The following is a 25,060-nucleotide window of genomic DNA, read 5'->3' as shown; positions in this document are numbered from 1 at the left end:
CTTCACCAGTATAAGACAGGGTATGACATGATAACAACTAACTCGGCAATGGACTTGCCACCGCACTCACCGCCAACTCTGCGCAACGATGCGCGCGTCATCGCCCTGGTGGGGCTGGCGCATGGCGTGTCGCACTTCTATCATCTGATCCTCGCGGCCCTGTTCGTCTGGCTGAAACCGGCATTCGACCTGTCGTATGCGGAACTGGGCCTGCTGATGACGGTGTTCTTCATCATCTCGGGCGTGGGGCAGGCGCTGGCCGGCTTTGTCGTCGACCGTTTTGGCGCCCGCGCCGTGTTGTTTTCTGGCATCTTCTTGCTGGGCGTGTCGGCGCTGGCCCTGTCGACCGCGCACAGCTATGCGGCGCTGATGCTGGGCGCCATGCTGGCCGGTATGGGCAACAGCGTGTTTCATCCAGCCGACTACACGATCCTCAACCAGCGCGTTTCGGCGGCCCGCGTGGCCTACGGCTTTTCCGTGCATGGCATCAGCGGCAACATCGGCTGGGCCTTGGCGCCCCTGTTCATGACGTATGTTGCCACCCATTATGACTGGCGGATCGCGCTGCAATGCGCGGCCGTGCTGCCGTTTGGCGTGCTGCTGATCCTGTTCCTGAACCGCCACGCCATCCGCCCCGAGCCCGTGAAAATGGCTGCGCCAGGCCAGGCGGCCGGCGGCGAAGGCACGCTGGACTTTCTGCGTTTGCCAGCCGTGTGGATGTGCTTTGCCTTCTTCTTCATTACGGCCATCGCCCTGGGCGGCATCCAGAGCTTTGCCAGCGTGGCCCTGGTCAAGCTGTACGGCATGAGCCTGGCGCTGGCCACCAGCGCCTACACGGCCTATATGCTGGCCTCGGCCGTGGGCATGCTGGCCGGCGGCGTGGTGGGCGCGCGCAGCAAGCAGCCGGACCGTAACGTCGCCATCGCCTTTTCCGCCGCCGCGCTGCTGGCCGTGCTGCTGGCCATGGCCGTCGTGCCGGCGTGGGGCGCGGTGGTGCTGATGGGCGCCATCGGCTTGATGTCGGGCGTGGCGGGGCCGTCGCGCGACCTGATGATACGCGCGGCAGCGCCGAAGAATGCCACCGGGCGCGTGTATGGCGTCGTGTATTCGGGCCTCGACAGCGGCCTGGCCGTCGGTCCCCTGTTCTTTGGCGCGCTGATGGATGGCAACCATCCGGCCCTGCTGTTTGTCTTCATCGGCGTGTTCCAGGCGCTGGCGATTGCCACGGCCGTGGGCGTGGGCGGCAAAACCCGCGCGGCGGCGCTGCAAAAGGCATAGAATCGTTGCCATCTGCCACTCAAGGAACTCCCATGACCTTTGCCACCACCGACCTGTGCGACGACTATGCAGCCATGCTGGATGATGGCACCCTGGCCGTGCTGCCGCCCGTGTACCGCGCCTTTGGCCAGCGCGTGCGTTTCAGCGGCCCCGCCACCACCTTGCACGTGTTCGAAGATAACGCGCTCGTGCGCAGCACCCTGGAAACGCCGGGCCACGGCCATGTGCTGGTGATCGATGGCGGCGGCAGCCTGCGCCGCGCGCTGGTGGGCGGCCAGCTGGGCGTGCTGGCCGAAAGCAATGGCTGGGCCGGCATCGTCGTCGATGGCTGCATCCGCGACAGCGAGGAAATCAATGTCTGCCAGATCGGCGTGCGCGCCCTGGCCACGCACCCGCGCAAGAGCAACAAGACGGGCGCCGGCCAGCGCGACGTGCGCGTGCAGATCAGTGGCGTGGCCGTGCATCCGGGCGACTGGATCTACGCCGATGCGGACGGCATCCTGGTGGCGCGCCAGGAACTTGATTGAGGCATTCCTCTCCGGAAGATACGTTGCAAATTGTCTACATTAAATATATTTTTGCAAAGTTCTTTGATTTTTATCATGGCTGGGATATGATTTCACTTAAGGTAACTTTAATGTCAATAAAGTAAGGAAATCAGATCATGAAAATCGCCACCATCGCCGCAGTTGCCGCCCTGTTCGTCGCCGGCAGCGCCAGCGCCAGCCCCGTCAACCTGATCGCGAATGGCAATTTTGAAACGGTCGCTTCCGGTTACACCTTCGACAGCGGCTTTAAAGTCGTCAACAGCGGTTCATCGGCCATCACGGGCTGGACCGTGGGTGCCAGTTCCGTCGACCTGATCCGCAATGCGTATAACGCCATCGACGGCTACAGCATCGATTTGCTGGGCACGCCAGGTCCGGGTTTCCTGTCGCAAAATTTCAGTGTCGTTGCCGGCCAGACATATAACCTGAGCTTTGACATGGCGCGCAATTCCGGCGGCCCGGCAGGCCAGGGCGTGAGCGTCAATTTCGGCGGCGTGGCCGGGGATTTCTACTCGACGGCTGCCGCTTCGAACACCTTGTACAGCAACACGCTGAGCTTCACGGCCGCTGCCACCGGCATGGCGACCCTGTCGTTTGCCAGCGCCGCCAAGGCCGGTACGCCGTTCGACAATTACTCGGGCGCCGTGATCGATAATGTTTCCGTGATGGCCGCCGTGCCGGAACCGGAAACCTACGCCATGCTGCTGGCTGGCCTGGGCCTGATGGGTTTCCTGCGCCGCCGCAAGGCCGCCAGGTAATCCCGGCTCCGCCCCACGTCAGACCGCCTGCTGCATTGCACAGGCGGTTTTTTGTTTTTCAGGGGGCTGGTGCTGCCTCGGCATCTCCCCGCAACGGACAGGCGGCCGCCTGCGGCTCCATCCGCCGCGCCAGTTCGCCGCGCAGCTGCGTCAAGCCGGCGATGCGCGCATCGATGTCGGCCAACTTGCGCGCCAGCGCCGCGCGCAGCAGGTCCGCCATGGCCGGATCGCCTGCGCCGGCCAGCAGCGGCATGTCGGCCTCGATTTCCGCCAGGGTAAAACCCAGCTGCTGCGCCGTGCGCAGGTAACGCAGCCAGTCCGCCGCCTCGGGCGGATAGTCGCGGTAGCCATTCGCGCCGCGCCGCGCGCGCAGCAAGCCCCGCTTTTCATAGAAGCGCAGGGTATCGCGGCTCAAGCCCGTCGCCTGTGCCATCTCGCCGATCTGCATGGTAGTGCTCTTTCATAAAATGCTTGACCATGGAGTGTACTCCAGCCTTGAGAATGGGCGCTTTCCATACACAGGAGTTCCCATGTTATCTATTGTTGCTTTCCGCCGCCTGGTGCGCGCCAGCGCCATTTACGATGTCCTCATGACGGCCGCGTTTGTCACGCCGTGGACGTTCCTGCTCATGCGCGAGCACTTGAACGCCCTCAACCTGGCCCTGGGCGGCGCGCCACTGCCAGTGTTCGAACCCTTGCATTTGCTCATCAGCAGCATGATGGGCAGCGTGGTGATGGTCTGGTCGGTGCTGCGCATGCTGGATCCGCAGCCGCGCTTCGGCCGCTACGACGCGGTGGCCCGCTACCTGTTTTCCACCTGGATGGCGTGGGCCTTGCTGGTGACGGGCCAGCCCCTGCTGTGGCTGTTCCTCGTGCCGGAACTGGCCTGGGGCCTCGCGCAAAGCTTGCCATTGCGCCGCAGCGAAGGTGGGCGGGAAGGGCATCCACGCGAATCGCTGTTGAGATGACGATAACGAAATGCAATAATGGCCGTGCTCGCAGTGCAACAATGACTGCAATGAACGACTCTAAGGGAATGAATATGCAGCAGGATGCCGCTGGAAAAAACATGGCGTTGCTCGATCCGGTGGTGGCGCCGCGCATCGCGGTGACGCGCCTGGTGACGGGCCTGCTGCAAGGCTTGCTGCTGTACTGGCTGTACGGCACGGCCCAGGACAAGGTGTGGCCCGCCACGGAAGCCTATCTGCTGGGGCCGTTGATGCTGATCAGCTTGCTGCTACCGATCCTGCTGGTATCCAGCCTGGGCCATATGTCGGCGAAGCGCATCGTGCTGTGGATGGCGGGCGCTGCCGTCGTATTGGCCGTGCTGGCCTGGCATGACGTGGCGCGCGGCGCCGAGCACGTAATCTGGGGCAACTACAAGCCGGGCGCGCCCCTGCGCGTCATTTCCGCCCAGCTGTTCGGTTTTTGCGTGGTGGGCTTTTATATCGCCCACGCGCTGGTGCTGGCCAGCGCCCAGGATGGCCAGCGCATCGCCCGCTATCCCACCTACTTTGAAATCGCCTGGAAGCTCGGCATCCAGTTGCTGTTTTCCCTGCTGTTCGTGCTGGGCCTGTGGCTGGTGCTGTGGCTGGGTGGGCAGCTGTTCCTGCTCATCAAGCTGAGTTTCCTGAAAAAACTGCTGGGCCAGGCCTGGTTCGTGATTCCCGTCATCTGCTTCGCGTTTTCGTTTGCCATCCATATCACGGACGTGCGCCCATCCATCGTGCGCGGCATCCGCACCTTGCTGCTGGTGCTGCTGTCGTGGCTGATGCCGATCGCCGCCGTGCTGGTCTCCGGCTTCCTGCTGACCTTGCCATTCATCGGCTTCGAGCGCCTGTGGGCCACGCGCCATGCGGCTTCCGTACTGCTGGGCATGGCCGGCGTGCTGGTGGTGCTGATTAATGCCGCCTTCCAGAATGGCGAAGTGGGCCATGGCGTGGCACGCGGCATCCGCCTGGGCACGCGCCTGGCTTGCCTGCTGCTGCCGTGGGTGGTGGGCATCGCCATCTATGCGCTGACCCTGCGCGTGATGTCGCACGGCTGGACATCCGACCGCCTGATCGCCGCCGCCTGCCTGCTGGTCGCCACCTGCTACGCCGCCGGCTATGCCTGGGCGGCCAGCAAGTATGGCGACTGGCTGCACCTGATCGCCAACGTCAACGTGGCCACCGCCGGCGTCACCCTGCTGGTGCTGTTTGCCCTGTTCTCGCCGCTGGCGGACCCGGCGCGCATTTCCGTGGCCAGCCAGATGGCGCGCCTGAACAGCGGCAAGGTTGGCGTGGACAAGTTCGATTTCGAATACCTGCGCTTCCAGGGCGCCCGTTATGGCCAGGCGGCCTTGCAGGAATTGAGCAAACGCACGACGGGGCCTGACGCGGCCATCGTGCGGGCTCGCGCCGACGCCATGCTCAAGCGCCAGAACCGCCTCGACGAGACGGGCGCGCTGAGCGACGTGTCGATCAACCTGACCCTGCGCCCGGCCACGGCGAAGTTGCCGGAGAGTTTCCTGCGCCAGGACTGGACGCAAGTGAGCCCGGCCTGGCGCCTGCCCGCCTGCTTGAAGCGGGCAGGGCCGCAGTGCGACGCGTATCTGCTCGATTTCGATGGCGATGGCAAGCAGGACGTACTGCTGATCAGCAATGACCCGCGCGCCTCGTCGGTGTTGCTCGCGGAAAAGGAAGACGGCAGCTGGTCGGCGCGCGGGCAAATCCCCACGGACGCCCTGCGCTGCAAGCCCCTGCGCGAGAAGCTGCAGGCGGGCGAATTCCAGCTGGTGCCGCCGAAAGTGCGCGAACTGGAAGTCGACGGCCAGCGCGTGCCGATGACTTTATATACGCCAGAGGACGAGGTCAGCTGCCCCGATGAGACGGCGCCGACTCCGTAAATGGCAGTGAGAGGACTTGGCGTCCGGGACCAAGCCTCTTGCTGCTTCCGAAGGCAGCAACTTCGTGCACTGAATCACTCAGACTGCCCGGTATCGGCTGCGGATTCAATCGCTCAACGCAACACACTGTTCAAATCGTTGAGCCGGTGTCTGGTAGTGTAGCGTCTTCCTGTGGCAGTTCGACTTGAACTCTGAAAGCGATGACGAGAGAAGCGAACAGCATCACAACGCCAGCAATAATGAAAACGCCTGTGACGCCACCAAACCCGAACATCATGCCACCCAATGCCGCGCCGGCAGCTATTGAGGATTGCACCGCAGCGACGACCATGCCGCCAGCCGTCTCCGCTTGATCTGGAACGGCACGAGCTACCCAGTTGGACCAGGCGACAGGTACGCCGCCGAACGCCAAGCCCCAGAGGGCCACCAAAAGCATCAGGCCGGTTCCCTGGACTGGCAGTAAAATCATGCCGAATGCCGCCAAGCCCACCAGCGCAGGCATGCCCACTAAAGTAGCATGCAGGCTACGCTCCATTAGCCAGCCGGCCAGCAGCGTGCCAATGAAGTTGGCGACACCAAAACCCAGGAGCATCAGAGACAAACTGTTTACATCAATATGGGCAACGCTTTCAAGCGCGGGGCGAATATAGGTGAACAATGCGTATTGCCCCGTATGGGCAAGTACACAGCCCAACATCCCGATCCCGATCCCCGGGCGACGCAGCAGTGCCAGTACAGACGGGGTGCGCATCATCGTGCGCGGTGCCATACGGGGCAGTGTGAACAATTGAAACAACAGTGTTAGCCCTCCGACAGCTGCGGCTGCTATAAATGCACTGCGCCAGCCATATATCCCCCCCAAGTAGCTGCCCAACGGTACGGAAACAACCGTCCCGATGGCGATACCGCTGAAGATTATGGATAGCGCTCGCGGCACTGACTTTGCCGGCACCAGTCGCATAGCCACGGCTGCGGCCATACTCCAAAAGCCTCCCAAGGCGACACCCAGCAGAATGCGCATCACCAACAAAACTGTCAGGCTTGACGATAACGCCACCAGCAAGTTCGACGCGATCATCAGCACTGTGAAAGCTAACAAGACGACACGTCGGTCAAAACTGCGCGTCAGGCGCGGCACTGAAAGCCCGGCGACCATGGCCACGACGGCCGTCACCGTCACTGCCTGACCAGCCAGCGCCTCCGACACACCAAGATCGAAGGCCATCGGGGTCAATAGGCTGGCTGGCAGGTACTCCGCCGTCAGGAGGCCGAAAACTCCCATTGCCAGTGAAAACACTGCCATCCATGCTGCTGCCGCTGGCTCTGCAACAGACGCATCGCTCGCGTTGGGCGTTTGCCCGTTACCCAAAACATCATTGTTCATCTCTAACATTCCTAAAACGATCAGAGTCGAAAGTCTAGAGCGAAAGCCCAGGATGATCTATGATGACAAGTCTTGATGTTTTGATCGAAACACCTAAAATGACCAAGAAGAATCAAGTTTTCCTGTCCTCTGGTCTCGTCAGTGAACTGTTGATGGGGATGCGCCTGCGTGGCGTCCAGTACCGCCGCATTCAGACCGGTCCAGCTTTCGGCATAGGCTTTGAAGACAAGCCAGGCCACGCCTACTTCCACTTCGTGGCTGTTGGCACTGCCTATCTATGTACCGATGATGGTGAGTTGCATGAGCTGTCCGCCGGTAGCGCGGTGTTCATGCCGCACGGCAGGAGGCACCAGCTGCTATCGGATGCGGGCGTTGCATTTCAGGACATCGACAAGTTCGATGTCGCGCCCCTTGGTGAAGCCGTTAGCGGAGTCGACACATGTCCCAGTACGGCCTCCGTGCCCAGTGCAATTATTTTTTACGGCTGCATGGAATTCGATCTCGGCGGGATGCAGGGGGTCGGTAAGTTGATGCCAACCGTCATGGTGGCCGACACGCAAGCGCAAGGTTATCCTGGCTTACTGCCTGTGCTGGATTCAATGAAGCGTGAAATCTGCGCCGGTCGTATTGGCTTTGCAGGCATTCTGGCTCGACTCGCAGAGGTTGCGGCAGCAATGATCGTGCGCGGCTGGATTGAATGCGGTTGTGAAAGCGCCTCCGGTCTCCTCGCCGCATTGCGTGATCCGCGCCTCGCTCTTGCCATATTGGCGCTGCACCGCCAGCCAGGACGGGAATGGACAGTTGCACAGTTGGCTGCGGAGTCGCATGTCTCTCGTTCTGTCTTCGCACGACGATTTCAAACCACCATCGGGGTGCCGCCTCTGCGGTATGCCACGGAACTGCGGATGCGTCTTGCTAAACAATTGCTCACTCATGAAAGAGTGTCCATCGACGCCGTTGCCCAACGCCTTGGCTATACATCTCAAGCCGCGTTCAGTCGTGCTTTTAAGCGCGTCATCGGCAGGCCACCGGGTCGCGATCGGGAAGTGCTGTGAGGAGAATAGCTTTCGGGGAGCAAATATGGATTTGGTGCGCCACTTTTCAAACCTCGCCACTAGAAGGTTTATTTTTGATATGTTATTGAAAAGACCGTTTGTAACGTTTACACCGACGCAGGAAGACGACGCGGATGAACTTGTCGCACTTCGCATTGAGGCGATGCGCGATAGCCTGATGCAGGTGGGGAGATTCGATCCGGTTCGAGCGAGAGAGAGGTTTCTGTCAGGCTTCTTGCCGGAGCACACACGCCATATTGAAACAGAAGGCAAACGGGTTGGCTTTGTTGTTCTCAAACAGCAACCAAAGGCCATGCTGCTCGACCACCTCTATATTCATCCAAACAACCAGGGCAATGGTATCGGGGCCGTTGTTCTCGCTCGTATTATCGAAGAGGCAAACGCTCTTGGTTTGCCGGTTCGAGTGGGAGCCCTGCGCGGTAGCGACTCAAACCGTTTCTATGTGCGTCACGGATTTACATTGATCGAGGAAGGAGACTTTGACAATTATTACATTCGTCCATGCGAAATGGACACCAGGCGCCCGGAGCAAATGTAGAGCGCCATTTATAATAAAGATGAGCCTCCGTTTTGTGGCGGAAACTGCCAATGAGCCCAATTGGCAATCCGCCAGTTGCGTTGCGCGCCTGCGGTGGAGTTTGTCCGGGCAGGGCTGCCTGTATCGCCGCTGTAGCAGTCGTCCGACTGATACAGCATGTGCTTGTACGCGTCGCCTTGTGCCTTGTCCCTGCCGTGCCGCGCTTCTAGACTGGGGCCTTCTCCACGCTGCGACTGCCTGCCATGACCGAACTGCTGCCCCTGATGAGCTATTGCTTCGTGATGTCCGCCACGCCGGGGCCGAACAATGTCATGCTGGCCACCACCGGCGCCAATTTCGGCTATCGCGGTGCGCTGCCGGTGATCCTCGGCATCCAGGCCGGCATCTTCGTGCAGACCGTGCTCATGTGCGTGGGGCTGGGCAGCGTGTTCGTCGCGTATCCGATGGCGCAGCAGGTGCTGCGGATCGCGGGCGCGCTGTACCTGATATTCCTGGCCTGGAAGCTGGCTGGCGCCTCGGTGGCCGGAAGCAGCGCGCCGAAGGCCGTGTCGTTTGCGCAGGCGGCCCTGTTTCAGGCGCTGAATCCCAAGAGCTGGCTCAAGGCGGTCACCATGGCGTCGGTCTTCATGCCTGCGCAGGGCAATATGCTGGCCAGCGCGCTGCTGGTGTCCGTGACCGGCACCGTGGTGGGCACGCCGTGCAACGCCATGTGGGCGCTGTTCGGCGTCTCGATCCGCAGCGTGCTGAAAGCGCCCCGCAACCAGCGCCTATTCAATCTGGCGATGGGGGCCATCCTGCTGCTCCTCGCCCTGATGTTTTTACGCTAGACTTCCACCCATGTTCGCCATCGACCGCTCCTCGCCCATCGCCCTGTTCAAGCAGATCGAGGCCGCATTGCGCCTGCAGATCGCGCAACGCGTCCTGCCTGGCGGGACCAGGCTGCCGTCGATCCGCCAGCTTGCCACGCAGCTCGCGGTCAGCACCAACACCGTGGTGGTGGCGTATGACAGGCTGGTGGCCGCAGGCGTCATCGATACGCACGGCACGACAGGCTTCTTCGTCTGCGCACCAAGCGATGCCAGCCGCGCCATTCCCGACGAGGTGGCGCTGGAAGCGGGCCAGGAGCAGGAGCCGGTTTGGCTGAGCCAGCAAGTGAACGACCAGCGGCCGGGCGTGCTGCTGGCCAGCAGCGGCGCCTTGCCGCCCACCTGGCTGCAGGACGCGCTGCCGGCGGCTGCCGTGCAACGCGGTCTGGCGCGCAGCGCGGCCGGCATGGCCTCGCGCTGTCCGCCGCAAGGGCTGGCCGAACTGCGCGAGCAGATCGCGCTGCTGTTGCGCGGCATCGGCATCGCTGCGGATGCCAGCCACATCCTCACCACTTTCGGCGGCACCCATGCAATCGATCTGATCTGCCGCACGTTTCTGCAGCCCGGCGATACGGTGCTGGTGGAAGACCCCGGATACTTCCTGATGTTCGGCAGGCTGCGCCAGGACGGCGTGCGCCTGGTACCCATCAAGCGCCGCCCCGATGGCCTCGACCTGGACGAACTGGAAGCGGCCTGCCGCGCGCACCGTCCGCGCCTGCTGTTCGTGCAGACGGCTTTGCACAATCCCACCGGGTGGAGCAGCAGCGCCGCCAACCTGCACAAGGTGCTGATCATGGCGCAGCAGCATGGCTTCCTGATCGCCGAAGACGACGTGCACGGGCATTTTCAGCAGGGCCACAGCACGCGGCTGGCATCGCTTTCCGGACTGGACGGCGTGATCTATTACTCGAGCCTGTGCAAGGCGCTGAGCCCGGCCCTGCGCATGGGCTACCTGGCCGCGGCGCCCGCCCTGCTCAAGCTGCTGATGCGCACCAAGATCCACGCCATCATGACTCTGCCTGCGCTGAACGAATACGTTTTGCTGGAAGTGCTCAAGGCCGGCAACCTGCGCAAGCACCTGGAGCGGCTGCAACGCAAGATCATGGTGGCGCGCAACGCCAGCACGCGGCAACTGAGCGCGGCCGGCGTGCTGTTCGAGCAGCCCGGCGACGCCGGCATTTTCCTGTGGGGCAGCATGCCCGAAGGGCTGGACGTGGACTTGCTGGTGCAGGACGCCTACCGCAACAAGATCCTGCTGATGCGCGGCGCCGCGTTCTCGGCCAACGACACGCCCGACCAGCACATCCGCTTCAACGTCGCCTTCAGCCAGCATCCCCGCGTGAGCGCCTACCTGGAAGAACGCCTGCGGGCGGTGGCTGGCGCGCGCTCAAGCCTGGCCCGCGCCAGCCGCGCCGCCAGCATCGGCGGCAAGTCCTGAGCATGGTCTGCGCCTTTTCTTGTCATTTGTTGATATTCTGGAGGGGCTCTTTTTTCGCCAGCGTGTCAATTTGGTGTGCCGCCACCCTTCACCGGGACGGCGCACCGCTTGCCCATTCCACTTTTATCAGGGAAGCGCCATGAACAAACAGATCATCCTGAACCTGCCCGTGAAGGACCTGGAGAAATCCAGGGCCTTCTTTTCCGCTCTGGGCTTTGCCTTCGATCCCCGCTTCAGCGGCGAGAACGCGGCGTTCATGAATATCGTCGACGGCAGCATCCAGGCCATGCTGACGACCGAAGCCTTTTTCCAGTCACTGATCGGCAAGCCGGTGGCGAATGCGAAGGAAGCCAATGAAGTCGTCATTTGCCTCAGCTGCGAAAGCCGGGAAGAGGTGGACAGCCTGATCGCCAGGGCCAAGGCCGCAGGTGGTCGCATACCGCATCCGCCCGAGGACCATGGTTTCATGTATGACCAGGGCTTCGAGGATATCGATGGCCACCTGTGGAACCTGGTCTGGACGGCGCCGGAAGCCTGACGCGCCGAGCAAGCGGAACAGGCCGTATCAGTTCTTCGTGCGCACCTGGCGCACGTGGTTTTCCAGTTCGCTGAACGAGGGGCGTTCCGTGGCGGAAATGACCTTGCGGCCGAATTCCACGGCCAGCGCCGGAGCGTAGCCGTTCAGGCTGGCCAGCAAGGTGACTTTCACGCACTGGTACATCTTTGCCGTTTCATGGTGCTTGCGGCGCAGCAAGCTGGCCAGCGGCGCGATGAAGCCGTAGGCCAGCAGGATGCCGATGAAGGTGCCCACCAGCGCCTGCGCGATCAGCACGCCCAACTCGGCCGGCGGCAAGCCGACGGAGGCCATCGTGTGCACCACGCCCATCACGGCGGCCACGATGCCGAAGGCGGGCATGGCGTCGGCCAGCTGCGAAATCGTCTGGATCGGCATTTCCGCATCTTCATGGTGCGTCTCGATCTCGTTATCCATCAGGTTTTCGATCTGGTAAGCATCCATATTGCCCGACACCATCAGGCGCAGGTAGTCGGTGATGAATTCCAGGATGTGTTCGTCACCAAGCGTGTACGGGTATTTCACGAAGATGGGGCTGCGGTAAGGGTCGTCGATATCGTCTTCGACCGACATCAAGCCTTCCTTGCGGATCTTGCTGAGGATTTCATACATCAGCCCCATCAGTTCCATATAGCGCGCCTTCGTGTATTGCGAGCCGTGGAACAGGGTGGGCAGGGCGGCGAACGTGGCGCGGATGGCCTTGGCGTCATTGCCGACAAAGAAGGTGCCCAGCGCGGCGCCGCCGATCATCAGCAGTTCCAGCGGCTGGAACAGGGCGCCCAGGTGGCCCCCCTGCATGGCGAAGCCGCCAAAGACGGAAAACAGCACGACGAGAAATCCGAGTATGACTAGCAAAACCTACTCCTTCATAATATTGCCATATCGCAATATTGTAGTTTAACCTGATTTGGCCGCCGTGGCCGCTTCCGGCTGCAACTGCTGGATGAGAAAATTGATAAAAGCGCGCACTTTGGCGGGCAACTGGTGGCGGCTCGGATAATAGGCGTACAGGTCGGCCGGCGCCAGCGCGTAGTCGGCCAGCACCACGCGCAGGCGGCCGCTGTCGAGGTAGCGGGCCAGGTCCCATTCCGAGCGCAGCAGGATGCCGTGCCCGTCCAGCGCCCAGCCCAGCACCACGTCGCCATCATTGCTGGCCACCGTGCCGCGCACCTTCACCGTGTGCGTGGCGCGGCCACGGCTCAGGCGCCAGATGCCGTAGGCGTCGTCGTTTTGCCGGTGCACGATGCAGCGGTGCTGCGCCAGCTCGTCCGGGGTGTGCGGCGTGCCGTGCGCCTGCAGGTAGGCGGGCGAGGCGCACAGGAAACGCCGGTTCGACATGATGCGCCGCGCCGACAGGCGCGTGTCGGGCAAGTCGCCGAAACGGATGCCCAGGTCGTACGCCTGCTCGACCAGGTTGATGGGGCTGTCCGTCAGTTGCAGCTGCACTTCCAGCTGCGGGTGGCGCAGGGCAAATTGCGACAGCAGGGGGGCGATCACCGTGCGGCCGAAACCCAGCGTGGCATTCACGCGCAGCAAGCCTTTCGGCTCCGCGCTGCCGCTGGCCAAGGACTCTTCCATGGCGCGGATATCGTCGAGGATTTGCCGTGCCTGCTGCAGATAGCTTTCGCCGTCGCCCGTCAGGCTGATGCGCCGCGTGCTGCGGTTCAGCAAACGCACCCCCAGGCGCTGCTCCATCAGCACCAATCGCTTGCTGACGGCGGGCGGCGTGATGCCCAGCTCGCGCGCCGTGGCCGACAGGCTGCCCAGCTTGGCCAGCAGCACAAAGAAAGCCATTTCCGTCGTGGCGTCGCTTTTCATTATTAACTTCAAGTGAAGAATGGTTTAAATTACTATCGATTATACGGTTTCATATCGCGGTTAAGCTGGCGTCATTGTTTTCACTACAGGAGACCCGCATGAAAATCGTTGAAATCCGCGAAAAGACCATCCCCATCTCTTCCCCCATCCGCAATGCCTACATCGATTTCAGCAAGATGACGTTAAGCCTGGTGGCCGTCGTCACGGATGTGATGCGCGACGGCAAGCCCGTCGTCGGCTACGGCTTCAATTCGAATGGCCGCTACGGCCAGGGCATGCTGATGCGCGAGCGCTTCATCCCGCGCATCCTCGACGCCGATCCCGCTTCGCTCGTCACGGCGGATGGCAGCAACCTCGACCCGCACAAGGTGTGGGACTGCATGTACACGAATGAAAAGCCGGGCGGCCACGGCGAACGTTCGGTGGCCATCGGCACCATCGACATGGCCATCTGGGACGCCGTGGCGAAGATCGACAACAAGCCGCTGTTCCAGCTGCTGGCCGAGCGCCACGGCACGGGCGTGCCGGACAAAAAAGTCTTCGTGTATGCGGCCGGCGGCTATTACTATCCGGGCCAGAGCCTGTCTGCCTTGCAGGATGAGATGCGCAGCTATATCGACCGCGGCTACACGGTGGTCAAGAAAAAGATCGGCGGCGCCTCGCTGGACGAGGATCTGCGTCGCATCGACGCCATCATGGAGGTGCTGCAGGACGGCCAGAAGCTGTGCGTAGATGCCAACGGCCGCTTCGACCTCGACACCTCGATCGCCTACGCCAAGGCGCTGCGCCAGTACGACCTGTTCTGGTATGAAGAGGCGGGCGACCCGCTCGACTTCGAGCTGCAATCGACCTTGCGCAGCTATTACGATAAGCCCATGGCGACGGGCGAAAACCTGTTTTCCATGCAGGATGCGCGCAATCTGATCCGCTACGGCGGCATGCGCGCCGACCGCGACTGGCTGCAGTTCGATTGCGCCCTCAGCTACGGCCTGGTGGAATATTTACGCACGCTGGACATGCTGCACCAGCACGGCTGGTCGCGCAGCCGCTGCATTCCGCACGGCGGCCACCAGATGTCCTTGAATATCGCGGCCGGCCTGGGCCTGGGCGGCAATGAATCGTACCCGGACCTGTTCCAGCCGTTCGGCGGTTTTCCCGATGGCGTGCGCGTGGAAAACAGCCATATCACCATGCCGGATCTGGTCGGCATCGGTTTCGAGGGCAAGGCCAACCTGTATGCGGAAATGCGCGCCCTGAGCGGACAGTAAGCGCTATGGCGTTCTTTGCCAGAAGCGCAGCCGGTTGCCGAACGGGTCCGCCACTTCCAGGATGCGGCCCCAGTCCTCGTCGCGGATGCCGGGCCGCGCATACGGGTAATCCTTCGCCTGCAGCTCCGCGTGCAGGGCGGCGATGTCGTTGACGGGGATCAAGAGCGCAGCACCTGGCGTGGCGTCGCCGTAGTGCTCGGACAGATGCAGCACGAGATCACCGCGCGTCACCTGCAGGTACAGCGGCGCGGTGGGCGCGAAGCGGTGTTCCCAGTCCAGGGTAAAACCGAGAAAACCGAGGTAGAACTCGCGCGTTTTTTCTTCGGAAAAGCTGCGCAGGATGGGGATGGCAGGGGACAGCTGCATGGCGGCCCTTTCAACAAAGGTGGAAAGATCCCTATTCTAGCGTCAGGCCAGCGCCTGCCGTTTCATGCGCGCGGCGGGGCTGGCCTTCTCCCAGCGGAACAGCCACATGATGATCAATTTGGTCGTGGCGCTGACGCAGGCCAGCAGCAGCAAGGGCCAGCCTGTTTTCAGTCCCATGACGCAGGAAAAGAAGATGGTGCTGACATCCATCGCGAGGATGAACTGGCTCATTTTCAGGGACACGGCACCCGTCCTGCCCGAGCGCCAGATCAAGCGGATCTGGTGCGCATAGCCCTGCGCCAGCAGCACGGTGACGGCAACGATCAGGCTTTGCGAGATCACGCGTTTTTCATCCGTGAAGGTGGGGCCGAACAGCAATCCCGCCACGCCCGCACCCAGCAGCAGCGCGCACGCCAGCAGCGCGTTGCGCGATGCCCGGCTGCGGCGGTCGCGGTCGATTTCATACAGTATGCCCAGCGCGATCAGCGAGGCGATCAGGCGCGGCCAGACGATGTAGTGGTTGAACGGCGTGATCGAATAGCCGTAGACGAAGAAGGCGCAGTAGGCGAGGAAGCTGACGGTGAACTGGTTGAGCGACAGGATGTCCGTCGCCTGGCCTGCGCCCAGGCTGGCGTCGTGCTTGCGCCGCCAGATTTTTTGCAGCTGCGACCATAAACCAAGCAGGCTGACGACGATGAAGAGGGAGTTGAGGCTGCCGGCGATGGCGTACAGTGAACTGGATTGCAAGGTGTCTCCCTGGAGGACAAGGCAGCCCTGCGAGATGGGACGCCTTGTCTATACATTTTGCAACATATTCTCATGAGGTAAATTGCCATGCAAGCAATATTTCATGTCTGGCTGGCTTTGCCAATACTTGCCCGAACTCACCTCTCGCCGTACTTGCCCCTATAATCATGGCATGACTTTCTTATCACTGCGTGCCCGCTCCGTGCTGGGCAGTATCGGCAAAATGGCCGTTTCCCTGATTCTCCTGTTGACCGCACTGTGGGGCGCACTGGCGCTGTGGTACCAGCTGTCCGGCGGCACGGCGGCGCAAGCCATCGGCGCGCTGCTGTGGGGTGCGCTGGGCGTGGCCAGCATCGCGCTGTGGTGGACGCGCGGCGATGCGCGCGTGCTGCTGCCGTATGCGGCCGGTTTTATCCTGCTGCTCGTGTGGTGGAGCCTGATCACGCCGAAACAGCAGCGCGTGTGGGCCGACGACGTGGCGCGCAATGTGACGGGCACGCTCAAGGGCAATCTCGTGACCCTGGACAATGTGCGCAATTTCGACTGGCGCAGCGACGACGACTACACGGTCAAGTGGGAACAGCGCAGCTACGACCTCGACGAACTGCGCACGGTGGACACGGCGCTGTCATACTGGACGGGACCCTATATCGCACATACCCTGATCTCGTTCGGCTTTGCCGACGGGCGCTTTTTGACGTTTTCCATCGAAATCCGCAAGGAGAAGGGCGAGAGCTTTTCCGCCATCGGCGGCTTCTTCAAGCATTTCGAGATGAGCCTGATCGCCGCCGACGAGCGCGACATCCTGCGCGTGCGCACGAATGCGCGGGGCGAGGACATGCATCTGTACCGCGTGATGATGCCGAAAGCGGCCATGCGCTCGCTGTTCCTCGCCTACCTGGACGAGGCGCAGGCGCTGAAGAACCAGCCGCAGTTCTACAACACCCTGACGGCCAACTGCACCACCATCGTCTTCGAGATGGTGCGCCGCATCGTGCCGGGCCTGCCGCTCGACTACCGGCTGATGGCTTCGGGCTACCTGGACCGCTACCTGTTCGACGTCAAGGGCCTGGTGCCCGGCTTGACCTTCCAGCAGCTGCGCACAGGGGGCCACATCACGGCGCGCGCGCGCGCCGCCAACGACGATGCGGATTTTTCGCACACGATCCGGCGCGGCATGCCGGGCTATGACGAAGCGGGCTTCCCGAAGCTGCAAATGCCCAGGCAGTAAGCGCCTGCTTTATACTGTCGCTATTCCGACCGGCCGCACATTGCGGCCGGTCTCACTTCATGACTAAATAATAAGAAGGCCCGCTATGCCATTTTCCTCACTGGGTCTGATTCCCTCCCTGGTCCGCGCCGTCGACAAGGCCGGCTATGCCGCGCCGACGGCCATCCAGGCGGCCGCCATTCCCGCCATCCTGCGCGGCAGCGACGTGCTGGGCGCGGCGCAGACGGGTTCCGGCAAGACGGCCGCCTACGCGCTGCCGCTGCTGCAGGCGCTGATGGCGCCGGCCTCCGGTCCGCGCCAGGTGCGCGCGCTGATCCTCGTGCCCACGCGCGAGCTGGCGGCGCAGGTGGGGCAGACGGTGCACGCGCTGGCCAAGCCGCTGCCCGTCAAACTGAAGATTTCCGTGCTGTTCGGCGGCGTGTCGATCAATCCGCAGATGATGGACTTGCGCGGCGGCGCCGATATCGTCGTCGCCACGCCGGGCCGCCTGCTGGACCTGGTGCGCCAGAATGCCGTCAAATTGGGCGGCGTGTCGCTGTTCGTCCTGGATGAAGCCGACCGTTTGCTCGACATGGGCTTCAGCGAGGAAATCAACGCCATCCTGGCGCTGCTGCCCAAGCAGCGGCAAAACCTGTTCTTCTCCGCCACCTTCCCCGACAGCGTGCAGGCGCTGGCCGACAGCCTGCTCAAGGAGCCCGTGCGCATCGAAGTGGCGTCCGAACCGCAGGACAAGCCCGACATCGTGCAGCGGGCCATCACGGTCGACGTGCCGCGCCGCACGCAGCTGCTGCGCTACCTGATCCTGCAGCAGCAGTGGGAGCGCGTGCTGGTGTTTGTCGCCACCAAGTACGCGGCCGAACACGTGGCCGACAAGCTGCAGCGCGCGGGCCTGCACGTGGGCGCCTTTCACGGCGAATTCAGCCAGGGCACGCGCAGCCAGCTGCTGGCCGACTTCAAGGCGTGCCGCTTGCAGGTGCTGGTGGCCACCGACGTGGCCGCGCGCGGCATCGACATCGCCGGCCTGCCTGCCGTCGTCAATTACGACTTGCCCCGCTCGGCCGTCGACTACACGCACCGCATCGGCCGCACGGGCCGCGCCGGCGAAAGCGGCACGGCCATCAGCTTCGTGACGGCCGACACGGAAGCGCATTTCCGCCTGATCGAAAACCGCAACGACTTGCGCATCGTGCGCGAAGTGGTGGCCGGTTTCGAACCGACGGAACTGCCCGCGCCCGTGAGCACCGTGACGGACACGGTGAACGGCGGCGTGAAGGGGGCGCGCAAGAGCAAGAAGGATAAATTGCGCGAAGCGGCAGCCCTGGCAGCGAAGGCGGCCGAGGGCAATTAAATCGCCCTTATGTGCGCTAGCCGCTTGAACGGCTGGCCGTCCCGCTTTAAGATGATGTTTCTATAAAGCAAGGGGACTGTTGATGCACATGACATTCATCACGCGCGCGGGCGCTCTGGCTTGCGCGCTGGCGCTGGCAGGCTGTGCCGGCATGGGCGGCAAAAGTGATGGCAGCGGCATGCAGATGCCGGGCAAGGCGCCTGCCGATGCCGCCGTGGCCGCCACCTGGTACAACCCGCCCAGCGAATTTCCCGGCATTTGCCTGACCCAGTTCAAGGATGGCAGCCTGCGTTTCGATGGCGGCTTCGCCTTCTATAATCCGGGCCGCTGGGCGTATGACAGCGCCACGTCCGAGCTGCGTTTGCAACTGGCGCCGACGCCATCGCTGGAACTGTCGCACGCGCAAATCGTGCAACACATGAACCTGCTGCGTATCGAGGCGGACAAGAGCACGCTGGTGTATGGGGTGAAAGCCGATACCAAGGCCATCGGCCTGGGCGGTTTTGTGTTTTACCGCGATACGCCTTGCCCGGCACGGCGCGGATAGGTAGCTGATAAATGCCATACAGGAATATTTAGTCGTATAATTTCAACGCAAGCTGGCTGCCGCGCAAGACTCGCAAGACTGTCCCGCGTAGCAGATTCCCCCCTCCAGGCAAGCTCCGATATCGCCATGGCGATGAGAGGATGGTCCGATGGATGTGCACGACGAACAGGGTATGCCAGGGATTGTGGCGGCGGACGCCGTGGCGCCACCGCGCACCTTGCTGCTGGTCGATGACGAGCCGAATATCCTCGCTTCCCTCAAGCGCCTGCTGCGGCGCGATGGCTACCATATCCTGACGGCGGGCAGCGGCCAGGAAGGGCTGGAGGTGCTGGCCAGCCATGCCGTCGACGTGATCGTGTCGGACCAGCGCATGCCCGGCATGCTGGGCGCCGACTTCCTGCGCAAGGCCAAGCTGCTGTGTCCGCAAACCATCCGCATCATGCTGTCGGGCTATACCGAGTTGCAGGCCGTCACGGATGCCGTCAACGAGGGCGCCATCTTCAAGTTCCTCACCAAACCATGGGAAGACCATCAGCTGCGCGAGCATATCGCCGAAGCCTTTCGCCTGAAGGGCATCGATGACGACAATGTGCGCCTCAATGCGCAGTTGCGCGAGGTCAACCTGGCCCTGGCGGCAGCCAATGCCGCCATGCAGGCGCTGGTGAGCCAGCAGCAGCACCAGATCAGTCGCGACGAAGTCAGCCTGGGCATCGCGCGCGAATTGCTGCAATTTCTGCCGCTGCCCGTGATCGGGCTCGATGAGGACGGCATGATCGCCTTCATCAACGCGGCGGCGGCCAATCTGTTCGAACGGGGTGCGGCCCTGCTGGGCAACGAGGCGGCGATCGTCTTGCCGCAGCTGTTCGGCGGGCAGGGCGCACCTTGCCTGGCCGCCATCGATGGCCAGCCGTATGCCGTGGCGATCCATCCGATGGGCATGCATTCGCGTTCGCGCGGCAGCCTGGTCACCCTGAGCCGTCATGGAGCGGGTACATGAGTATAAGCGTGAGTACAAGCGTGAGTGACAGCGGCCGCGAGATTTCCATGGAGCAGGCGCAGGAAGGCATGGTGCTGGCGCAGGCGCTGAGCGACGCCAGCGGCGCGGTGCTGCTGGCCCAGGGCGCCACCCTGACGGCGGCGAACCTGACGGCCTTGCGCAGGCGCAATGTGGAGCGCTGCCATGTTGTCATGGACGAGGCGATTGACCCCGCCGCGCAGGCGCATGCCGAGCAGGAACGGGCGCGCCGCCTGGAACGGCTGGCCGTGCTGTTCCGCGCCACGCCGCCCGATTCCGCAGGGGCGGAACTGCTGGCGCTGCTGCAGCGCTACCGGCAAGGGGGCGCGGCATGACACGGCTCAGTTTTGAACACATCATCCGCCAGATACAGGAACTGCCTTCGCTGCCGGTGGTGGTGCTGGAACTGCTGTCGAGCATGGACCAGGACGACACGGACGTGCATGTGCTGGCGCAAAAGATCGAGCTGGACCAGGCCCTGGCGGCCAAGACCTTGCGCATCGCCAACTCCTCGTTCTACGGCATGCAATCGAAGGTCACCAGTATTCCGCAAGCCGTTTCCGTGCTGGGTTTTCACAGCATCCGCACCGTCGTCACGGCCTGCGCGCTGACGGGCAGTTTCGCGCCCGTCAGCGGCGGCTTCGATTTCCAGGCGTTCTGGCGCCATTCGCTGGCCACGGCCATCGCCGCGCGCCTGCTGGCGCCGCACTTGCGCGTCAATCCCGAAACGGCGTTCACGGCGGGACTGCTGCACGACCTGGGCACCCTGGTGCTGGTGACGCGCTTCCCGGCCGAGCACGCGCTTGTGCGCAGCCACCGCCAGGCGCATGACTGCCAGATGGCCGATGCGGAACTGGCCGTCATCGGCATCGACCACGCGCAGGTGGGCAGTGCCCTCGCCGCCTACTGGAAGTTTCCCGAGGCGATACAGCAGGCGGTGGCCGACCACCACGCCATCGACCGGCTGGAGGCGGGCGGCTTGCCGCTGGCCGTGCATCTGGCCAATGCCGTCGCCCTGGCGCTCGACCTGGCCGGCGTCGATGATGCGCTGGTGCCGCCCCTGTCGCCCGCAGGCTGGCGCAGCGTCGCGCTGGATGAGCAGGCCTGGCTGGCGCTGCTGCGGCAAACGGAACACACCTTCGATGAAATGTCGCGGATCATGCTGGCATGAACAGGATACAGGCCATGGAAACAGACGCAGGGCAGGCACTGTCCGCCACGCCGGAACGCCGCCAGGGCGATTCGATCGCGCTGTCGGCGTTTTTCGATGGCCATCCCGTGGCCACTTTCGCCATCGACACGGACCACGTGATCACGCACTGGAACAGCGCCTGCGAACAGTTGACGGGCTTTACGGCCGCCGAGATGGTCGGCACGCGCGACCACTGGAAGGCGTTTTATCCGCAGCCGCGCGCCTGCCTGGCCGACCTGCTGGTGGCCGACGATATCGCGCTCGGCGAAAATGACCTCTACCTCGGCAAGCTGAAGCGCTCTCCCGTGATCCCGGGCGCCTTTGAGGCCGAGGATTTCTTTGCCGATATCGGCCCCGAAGGCCACTGGCTGCATTTCACGGCGGCGCCCCTGCGCGACCGCCAGGGACGCCTGGTGGGCGCCATCGAAACCCTGCGCGACGTGAGCGAGCGGCGCCTTGCGGAACTGGCGCTGCGCAAGGCGCACGACAACCTGGAACACCTGGTGGCCAAGCGCACGGCCCAGCTGGCCGACATGAACGAGCGCCTGGCCGACGATATCCGCCAGCGCCAGATTGCCGATCTCGAATTGCGCGAGCGTAACCTGGCCCTGACGGAATTGAACAGCAAGCTGTCGCTGGCCCAGCAAAAACTGCTGCAGTCGGAAAAATTGGCCTCGATCGGCCAGCTGGCCGCCGGCGTGGCGCACGAGATCAACAATCCCATCGGCTATGTGTTTTCCAATGTCGGCACGCTGGAAGGGTATCTGGACGACCTGTTCAGCATGCTCGACGCCTATGAGGAAGCGGAACCGGCCGTCGCCGACCCCGTGGTGGCGGCGCGCCTGCGGGCGCTGCGCGAACAGGTCGACCTGGACTTCCTGCGCACCGACATTCCGCTGCTGATGGGCGAGTCGAAGGAAGGCATTGCGCGCGTACGCCGCATCGTGCAGGACCTGAAGGATTTTTCGCGCACGGATGCGCACCAGGAGTGGGTCTGGGCCGACCTGCGCCAGGGCATCGACACCACGCTCAATATCGTGAACAACGAGGTCAAGTACAAGGCCGACGTGGTGCGCGAGTACGCCGACATTCCCGATATCGAATGCCAGCCTTCCGAACTGAATCAGGTGATCATGAACCTGGTCGTCAACGCGGCCCACGCCATGGGCGAGGCGCGCGGATGCATCACCCTGCGCACGGGCAGCGACAACGCGACGGAAGTGTGGATCGAGGTCGAGGACACGGGCGGCGGCATCGCGCCCGAACACCTGTCGCGCATCTTCGACCCGTTCTTCACCACCAAGGCCGTCGGCAAGGGCACGGGGCTGGGCCTGTCGCTGGCCTACACCACGGTGCAGAAACATCACGGCCGCATCGACGTGCGCAGCATCATCGGCCGCGGCACCACCTTCCGCATCACCTTGCCCGTGCGCCAGGCGCAGGCCGTCGCACCATGACCGAACAGGACAGCATGAGCACCAGCGCCAGCACCGCGGCCGCGCCGCCCACCATCCTGTGCGTCGATGACGAACCGAATATCCTCTCGTCGCTGCGCCGGCTGTTCCGCCCGCACGGCTACCGCGTGCTGACGGCCGATGGCGGCGCGGCCGGCCTGGCCCTGCTCGAGAGCGAGACGGTGGACCTGGTCATTTCCGACATGCGCATGCCGCACATGGATGGCGCGCAGTTCCTGGCCCAGGTGCGCCAGCGCTGGCCCGGCACCATACGCTTGCTGCTGACCGGCTATGCCGACATCCAGTCCATCCTCGACGCCATCAACCAAGGCGAGATCTACCGCTACGTGACCAAGCCGTGGGACGAGAACGATATCGTGCTGGTGGTGCGCCATGCGCTGGAACGGCGCGCGCTGGAGCAGGAAAAACTGCGCCTGGAAGCGCTGACGGCCAGCCAGAACGTGGAGCTGCAGGCGCTCAACGCCAGCCTGGAAGCGAAGGTGGCCACGCGCACGCAGCAGCTGAAGCAGTCGCACGACGAAGTGCAGGCGGCCAACGAGCGCCTGAAGGCCACGTTCGTGACGACGATCAAGGTGTTTTCCAACCTGATCGAGATGCGCGGCGGCAAGCTGGCCGGCCATGCGCGGCGGGTGGCCGAGCTGTCGCGCAAGCTGGCGCAGGCGCTGGGCCTGGAAGGGCAGGAGGCGCGCGACGTGTTCATCGCGGCCCTGCTCAAGGATATCGGCAAGCTCAGCTTGAGCGACGATGTGCTGGAGTTGCCGGCCAGCGCCTGGACGGGCGAGCAGCTGGCCGCGTTCCGCAAGCATCCGCTGCGCGCCGAACAATTATTGATGGCGCTCGAGGAGCTGCGCGCCGTTTCCGTGATCCTGCGCTCGCAGCTCGAGCGCTTCGACGGCGGCGGCTTTCCCGATGGCCTGGTGGGCCTGGCCATTCCGATGGGCGCACGCATCCTCGCGCTGGCGTCGGACTACGACGGCTTGCAGATCGGCGCCATGGTGCAGCGCAGCCTGCGCGCCGAGGAGGCCCGCACCCTGATCTACGACAGCGTCGGCAAGCGCTACGACCCGGCCGTGGTGGCCGCTTTCCGCAGCATCATGGAAGAGACGGAACCGCCGGCGCGCGACCTGACCGTGCTGTCGGGCCAGCTGGAACCGGGCATGGTGCTGTCGCGCGACCTGATCAGCCGCGATGGCTTGATGCTGCTGGCGGCCGAGCACGTGCTGACGGCCCGCGTGATCGCCCAGCTGCTCGACTTCGAAAGCAAGAATGGCGGCCGCCTCAGCATTCGCGTGTATGCGCCCGTCAAGCAGGGCTAGGACGCGGCCCTGGCCGCCGGCGGCGAGACGGGCAGGTGCACGGTAAAGCGCGTGCCCTGGCCCACTTCCGAAGTCACCTCGATGCGGCCGCCGTGCTTGTTGACGATGCCGTATGACAGCGACAGGCCCAGGCCCGTGCCGCTGCCGACGGCCTTGGTGGTGAAGAACGGTTCGAAGATGCGGTTCAGGTGCTCGGGCGCGATGCCGGCGCCCGTGTCGCCGATCTCCACCCAGACCCAGTCGTCCGCATGGCCGGTGCGGATGCTGATCACGCCGTCGCTGCCGATGGCCTGGCCCGCGTTGACGAGCAGGTTCATGAAGACCTGGTTCAGCTGCGAGGCGAGGCACAGTATCGGCGGCAGTTCGCCATACTGCTTCTCGATGCGCGCCTTGTATTTCAATTCGTTGGCGACGATATTCAGGGTGCTGTCCAGGCCCGCATGCAGGCTGGCCACTTGCCAGTCCGTCTCGCCCACGTGGGAAAAATCCTTCAGCGCCTGCACGATGTCGCGCACGCGTTTGAGGCCATCCATCGATTCGCGCACCAGGTCGCCGATGTCGTCCTGCAGGAAGGCCAGGTCGGCCTGTGCGCGCACCTGGACCACGTGCGCGGCCAGGGCCGGGCCGTCGAACGGCTCGCGCATCGCCGCCTCATACTGGGCGATGACGTCGAACAGGGTGCCGACATAGCCTTGCAGCGAGCTCATGTTCGAATTGACGAAGCCGATCGGGTTATTGATTTCATGCGCGATGCCGGCCGCCAGCTGGCCGATGGACGCCATCTTTTCCGATTGCAGCAACTGGTCGTGCGCTTCCTGCAGCTTGCTGATCAGTAGTTGCTGCTCTTCGCCGCGCGCCTGCAGCATCGCTTCCATGCCCTTGCGTTCCGTGATGTCCGTCAGCGAGCCGATCACTTCGAACGGCACGCCATGCTCGTCGCGCACGAGGCGCAGGCTGTCGTGCATCCACAGATAGCTGCCGTCGCGCACGCGGAAGCGGTATTCATAGGCGCGCGCGCCTTCGACGAAGATCTGCGCCAGGCTGGAAAAAATCCCGGGCGCATCGTCGGGGTGGATATGGTCGAACCAGAAATTGGGGTCGGCCACCATCTCCTCGGGCTGGTAGCCCAGCACATTCAGGGCATTGTTGCTGACAAACGTCATCTTGAAGTCGCCGCTGGGCACGGTGCAATAGATGATGGAGGGAGTATTGTCGAGCAGGTATTGCAGGCGCACGGCCGTGGAGGCCGGTGCATCATCGCCAGGCGCCGCCCCGGCATGCCGGCCGGTATCGGGAGTGGAAAGGTCGAAATCCTCGAACTGCATCGTCACACCTCGCTGCCTGCACGGCATAGCTGTCATCCTGCTTCGATTATGCCTGATTCCGCCTG

The 25,060-nt window shown here is 63.4% G+C and carries 26 protein-coding genes; 19 read left to right on the top strand and 7 right to left on the bottom strand.

Annotated elements, in window-relative coordinates:
* The first annotated feature begins 27 nt into the window (after positions 1 to 27).
* The 3 genes from LSO07_RS20910 (at position 28) to LSO07_RS20900 (ending at position 2,584) form a co-directional block, all read left to right on the top strand.
* A complete protein-coding gene (locus LSO07_RS20910) occupies positions 28 to 1,278 on the top strand; it encodes an MFS transporter (RefSeq protein ID WP_225317373.1) in 1,251 nt (416 codons plus the stop codon).
* Between the two features lie 32 nt (positions 1,279 to 1,310).
* Complete coding sequence (rraA, locus tag LSO07_RS20905; protein WP_034779352.1) at positions 1,311 to 1,805, top strand: ribonuclease E activity regulator RraA; 495 nt, start codon at positions 1,311 to 1,313, stop codon at positions 1,803 to 1,805.
* Positions 1,806 to 1,942: 137 nt separating this feature from the next.
* Complete coding sequence (locus LSO07_RS20900) at positions 1,943 to 2,584, top strand: choice-of-anchor C family PEP-CTERM protein (RefSeq protein WP_151096470.1); 642 nt, start codon at positions 1,943 to 1,945, stop codon at positions 2,582 to 2,584.
* Between the two features lie 58 nt (positions 2,585 to 2,642).
* On the opposite strand, the gene LSO07_RS20895 is transcribed toward LSO07_RS20900, so the two are convergent.
* Positions 2,643 to 3,032 carry a MerR family transcriptional regulator gene (locus tag LSO07_RS20895; protein WP_092606024.1) on the bottom strand — a complete coding sequence of 130 codons (390 nt, stop codon included), beginning with the start codon at positions 3,030 to 3,032 and terminating at the stop codon, positions 2,643 to 2,645.
* Between the two features lie 82 nt (positions 3,033 to 3,114).
* On the opposite strand from LSO07_RS20895, the gene LSO07_RS20890 reads away from it, so the two are divergent.
* A complete protein-coding gene (locus LSO07_RS20890; protein WP_151096469.1) occupies positions 3,115 to 3,552 on the top strand; it encodes a hypothetical protein in 438 nt (145 codons plus the stop codon).
* Between the two features lie 101 nt (positions 3,553 to 3,653).
* Positions 3,654 to 5,471 (top strand): DUF4153 domain-containing protein, encoded by a 1,818-nt coding sequence (locus tag LSO07_RS20885; RefSeq protein ID WP_151096468.1) that lies wholly within the window; start codon positions 3,654 to 3,656, stop codon positions 5,469 to 5,471.
* Between the two features lie 130 nt (positions 5,472 to 5,601).
* Here the strand turns inward: LSO07_RS20885 and LSO07_RS20880 are convergent, their stop codons facing one another.
* Positions 5,602 to 6,855 (bottom strand): MFS transporter, encoded by a 1,254-nt coding sequence (locus tag LSO07_RS20880; protein WP_034779340.1) that lies wholly within the window; start codon positions 6,853 to 6,855, stop codon positions 5,602 to 5,604.
* A 59-nt stretch (positions 6,856 to 6,914) separates the two neighbouring features.
* On the opposite strand from LSO07_RS20880, the gene LSO07_RS20875 reads away from it, so the two are divergent.
* From LSO07_RS20875 to LSO07_RS20855, 5 genes are all read left to right on the top strand, one after another.
* Positions 6,915 to 7,910 carry an AraC family transcriptional regulator gene (locus LSO07_RS20875; protein ID WP_151096467.1) on the top strand — a complete coding sequence of 332 codons (996 nt, stop codon included), beginning with the start codon at positions 6,915 to 6,917 and terminating at the stop codon, positions 7,908 to 7,910.
* A gap of 25 nt (positions 7,911 to 7,935) precedes the next feature.
* On the top strand, positions 7,936 to 8,469 hold the full coding sequence (locus tag LSO07_RS20870) for a GNAT family N-acetyltransferase (protein ID WP_318526595.1): 534 nt from the start codon (positions 7,936 to 7,938) through the stop codon (positions 8,467 to 8,469).
* Between the two features lie 242 nt (positions 8,470 to 8,711).
* Positions 8,712 to 9,296 (top strand): LysE family translocator, encoded by a 585-nt coding sequence (locus LSO07_RS20865; RefSeq protein WP_070282218.1) that lies wholly within the window; start codon positions 8,712 to 8,714, stop codon positions 9,294 to 9,296.
* A 10-nt stretch (positions 9,297 to 9,306) separates the two neighbouring features.
* On the top strand, positions 9,307 to 10,773 hold the full coding sequence (locus LSO07_RS20860) for an aminotransferase-like domain-containing protein (RefSeq protein WP_099388331.1): 1,467 nt from the start codon (positions 9,307 to 9,309) through the stop codon (positions 10,771 to 10,773).
* Between the two features lie 139 nt (positions 10,774 to 10,912).
* On the top strand, positions 10,913 to 11,311 hold the full coding sequence (locus LSO07_RS20855) for a VOC family protein (protein WP_151096466.1): 399 nt from the start codon (positions 10,913 to 10,915) through the stop codon (positions 11,309 to 11,311).
* A 27-nt stretch (positions 11,312 to 11,338) separates the two neighbouring features.
* On the opposite strand, the gene motA is transcribed toward LSO07_RS20855, so the two are convergent.
* Together motA and LSO07_RS20845 are read right to left on the bottom strand one after the other, a co-directional pair.
* Complete coding sequence (motA, locus tag LSO07_RS20850; RefSeq protein WP_034779327.1) at positions 11,339 to 12,202, bottom strand: flagellar motor stator protein MotA; 864 nt, start codon at positions 12,200 to 12,202, stop codon at positions 11,339 to 11,341.
* Positions 12,203 to 12,244: 42 nt separating this feature from the next.
* On the bottom strand, positions 12,245 to 13,165 hold the full coding sequence (locus tag LSO07_RS20845; protein ID WP_151096465.1) for a LysR family transcriptional regulator: 921 nt from the start codon (positions 13,163 to 13,165) through the stop codon (positions 12,245 to 12,247).
* A gap of 98 nt (positions 13,166 to 13,263) precedes the next feature.
* Between LSO07_RS20845 and LSO07_RS20840 the strand changes: the two genes are divergently transcribed.
* Positions 13,264 to 14,433, top strand: a complete 1,170-nt coding sequence (locus tag LSO07_RS20840; protein ID WP_151096464.1) for a mandelate racemase/muconate lactonizing enzyme family protein — start codon at positions 13,264 to 13,266, stop codon at positions 14,431 to 14,433.
* 3 nt (positions 14,434 to 14,436) lie between these two features.
* On the opposite strand, the gene LSO07_RS20835 is transcribed toward LSO07_RS20840, so the two are convergent.
* Both LSO07_RS20835 and LSO07_RS20830 read right to left on the bottom strand, forming a co-directional pair.
* Complete coding sequence (locus LSO07_RS20835; protein WP_151096463.1) at positions 14,437 to 14,799, bottom strand: glyoxalase superfamily protein; 363 nt, start codon at positions 14,797 to 14,799, stop codon at positions 14,437 to 14,439.
* A gap of 42 nt (positions 14,800 to 14,841) precedes the next feature.
* On the bottom strand, positions 14,842 to 15,546 hold the full coding sequence (locus LSO07_RS20830; RefSeq protein ID WP_191909742.1) for a hypothetical protein: 705 nt from the start codon (positions 15,544 to 15,546) through the stop codon (positions 14,842 to 14,844).
* Positions 15,547 to 15,718: 172 nt separating this feature from the next.
* Between LSO07_RS20830 and LSO07_RS20825 the strand changes: the two genes are divergently transcribed.
* The 8 genes from LSO07_RS20825 to LSO07_RS20790 all read left to right on the top strand — a co-directional run bounded on the left by LSO07_RS20825 (position 15,719) and on the right by LSO07_RS20790 (position 23,670).
* Entirely contained in the window at positions 15,719 to 16,777 is a 1,059-nt protein-coding gene (locus LSO07_RS20825; RefSeq protein ID WP_180278405.1) for an Lnb N-terminal periplasmic domain-containing protein, read from the top strand.
* Between the two features lie 85 nt (positions 16,778 to 16,862).
* On the top strand, positions 16,863 to 18,125 hold the full coding sequence (locus LSO07_RS20820) for a DEAD/DEAH box helicase (protein WP_099388326.1): 1,263 nt from the start codon (positions 16,863 to 16,865) through the stop codon (positions 18,123 to 18,125).
* A gap of 82 nt (positions 18,126 to 18,207) precedes the next feature.
* Positions 18,208 to 18,672: a hypothetical protein gene (locus LSO07_RS20815; protein ID WP_143451015.1), complete on the top strand. Its 465-nt coding sequence runs from the start codon at positions 18,208 to 18,210 to the stop codon at positions 18,670 to 18,672.
* A gap of 148 nt (positions 18,673 to 18,820) precedes the next feature.
* Complete coding sequence (locus tag LSO07_RS20810) at positions 18,821 to 19,669, top strand: response regulator (protein WP_052139955.1); 849 nt, start codon at positions 18,821 to 18,823, stop codon at positions 19,667 to 19,669.
* A gap of 8 nt (positions 19,670 to 19,677) precedes the next feature.
* Entirely contained in the window at positions 19,678 to 20,022 is a 345-nt protein-coding gene (locus LSO07_RS20805) for a hypothetical protein (RefSeq protein ID WP_139144674.1), read from the top strand.
* A complete protein-coding gene (locus tag LSO07_RS20800) occupies positions 20,019 to 20,858 on the top strand; it encodes an HDOD domain-containing protein (RefSeq protein ID WP_151096462.1) in 840 nt (279 codons plus the stop codon). The genes LSO07_RS20805 and LSO07_RS20800 overlap by 4 nt, the downstream gene beginning before the upstream one ends.
* A gap of 14 nt (positions 20,859 to 20,872) precedes the next feature.
* Positions 20,873 to 22,336 (top strand): ATP-binding protein, encoded by a 1,464-nt coding sequence (locus LSO07_RS20795; protein WP_099394687.1) that lies wholly within the window; start codon positions 20,873 to 20,875, stop codon positions 22,334 to 22,336.
* The gene (locus tag LSO07_RS20790; RefSeq protein WP_225317372.1) at positions 22,333 to 23,670 is read left to right on the top strand and encodes an HD domain-containing phosphohydrolase; all 1,338 of its coding nucleotides are present in this window, start codon (positions 22,333 to 22,335) and stop codon (positions 23,668 to 23,670) included. The genes LSO07_RS20795 and LSO07_RS20790 overlap by 4 nt, the downstream gene beginning before the upstream one ends.
* Here LSO07_RS20790 and LSO07_RS20785 read toward each other — a convergent pair.
* Positions 23,667 to 24,995: an ATP-binding protein gene (locus LSO07_RS20785; RefSeq protein ID WP_151096461.1), complete on the bottom strand. Its 1,329-nt coding sequence runs from the start codon at positions 24,993 to 24,995 to the stop codon at positions 23,667 to 23,669. The genes LSO07_RS20790 and LSO07_RS20785 overlap by 4 nt on opposite strands.
* Between the last annotated feature and the right edge of the window lie 65 nt (positions 24,996 to 25,060).

Origin of the sequence: Janthinobacterium sp. PLB04, from assembly GCF_021165895.1 — a bacterium.
GTDB classification, from domain to species: Bacteria; Pseudomonadota; Gammaproteobacteria; order Burkholderiales; family Burkholderiaceae_D; genus Janthinobacterium; species Janthinobacterium lividum.
This window is presented reverse-complemented; position numbering and strand designations above follow the sequence as displayed.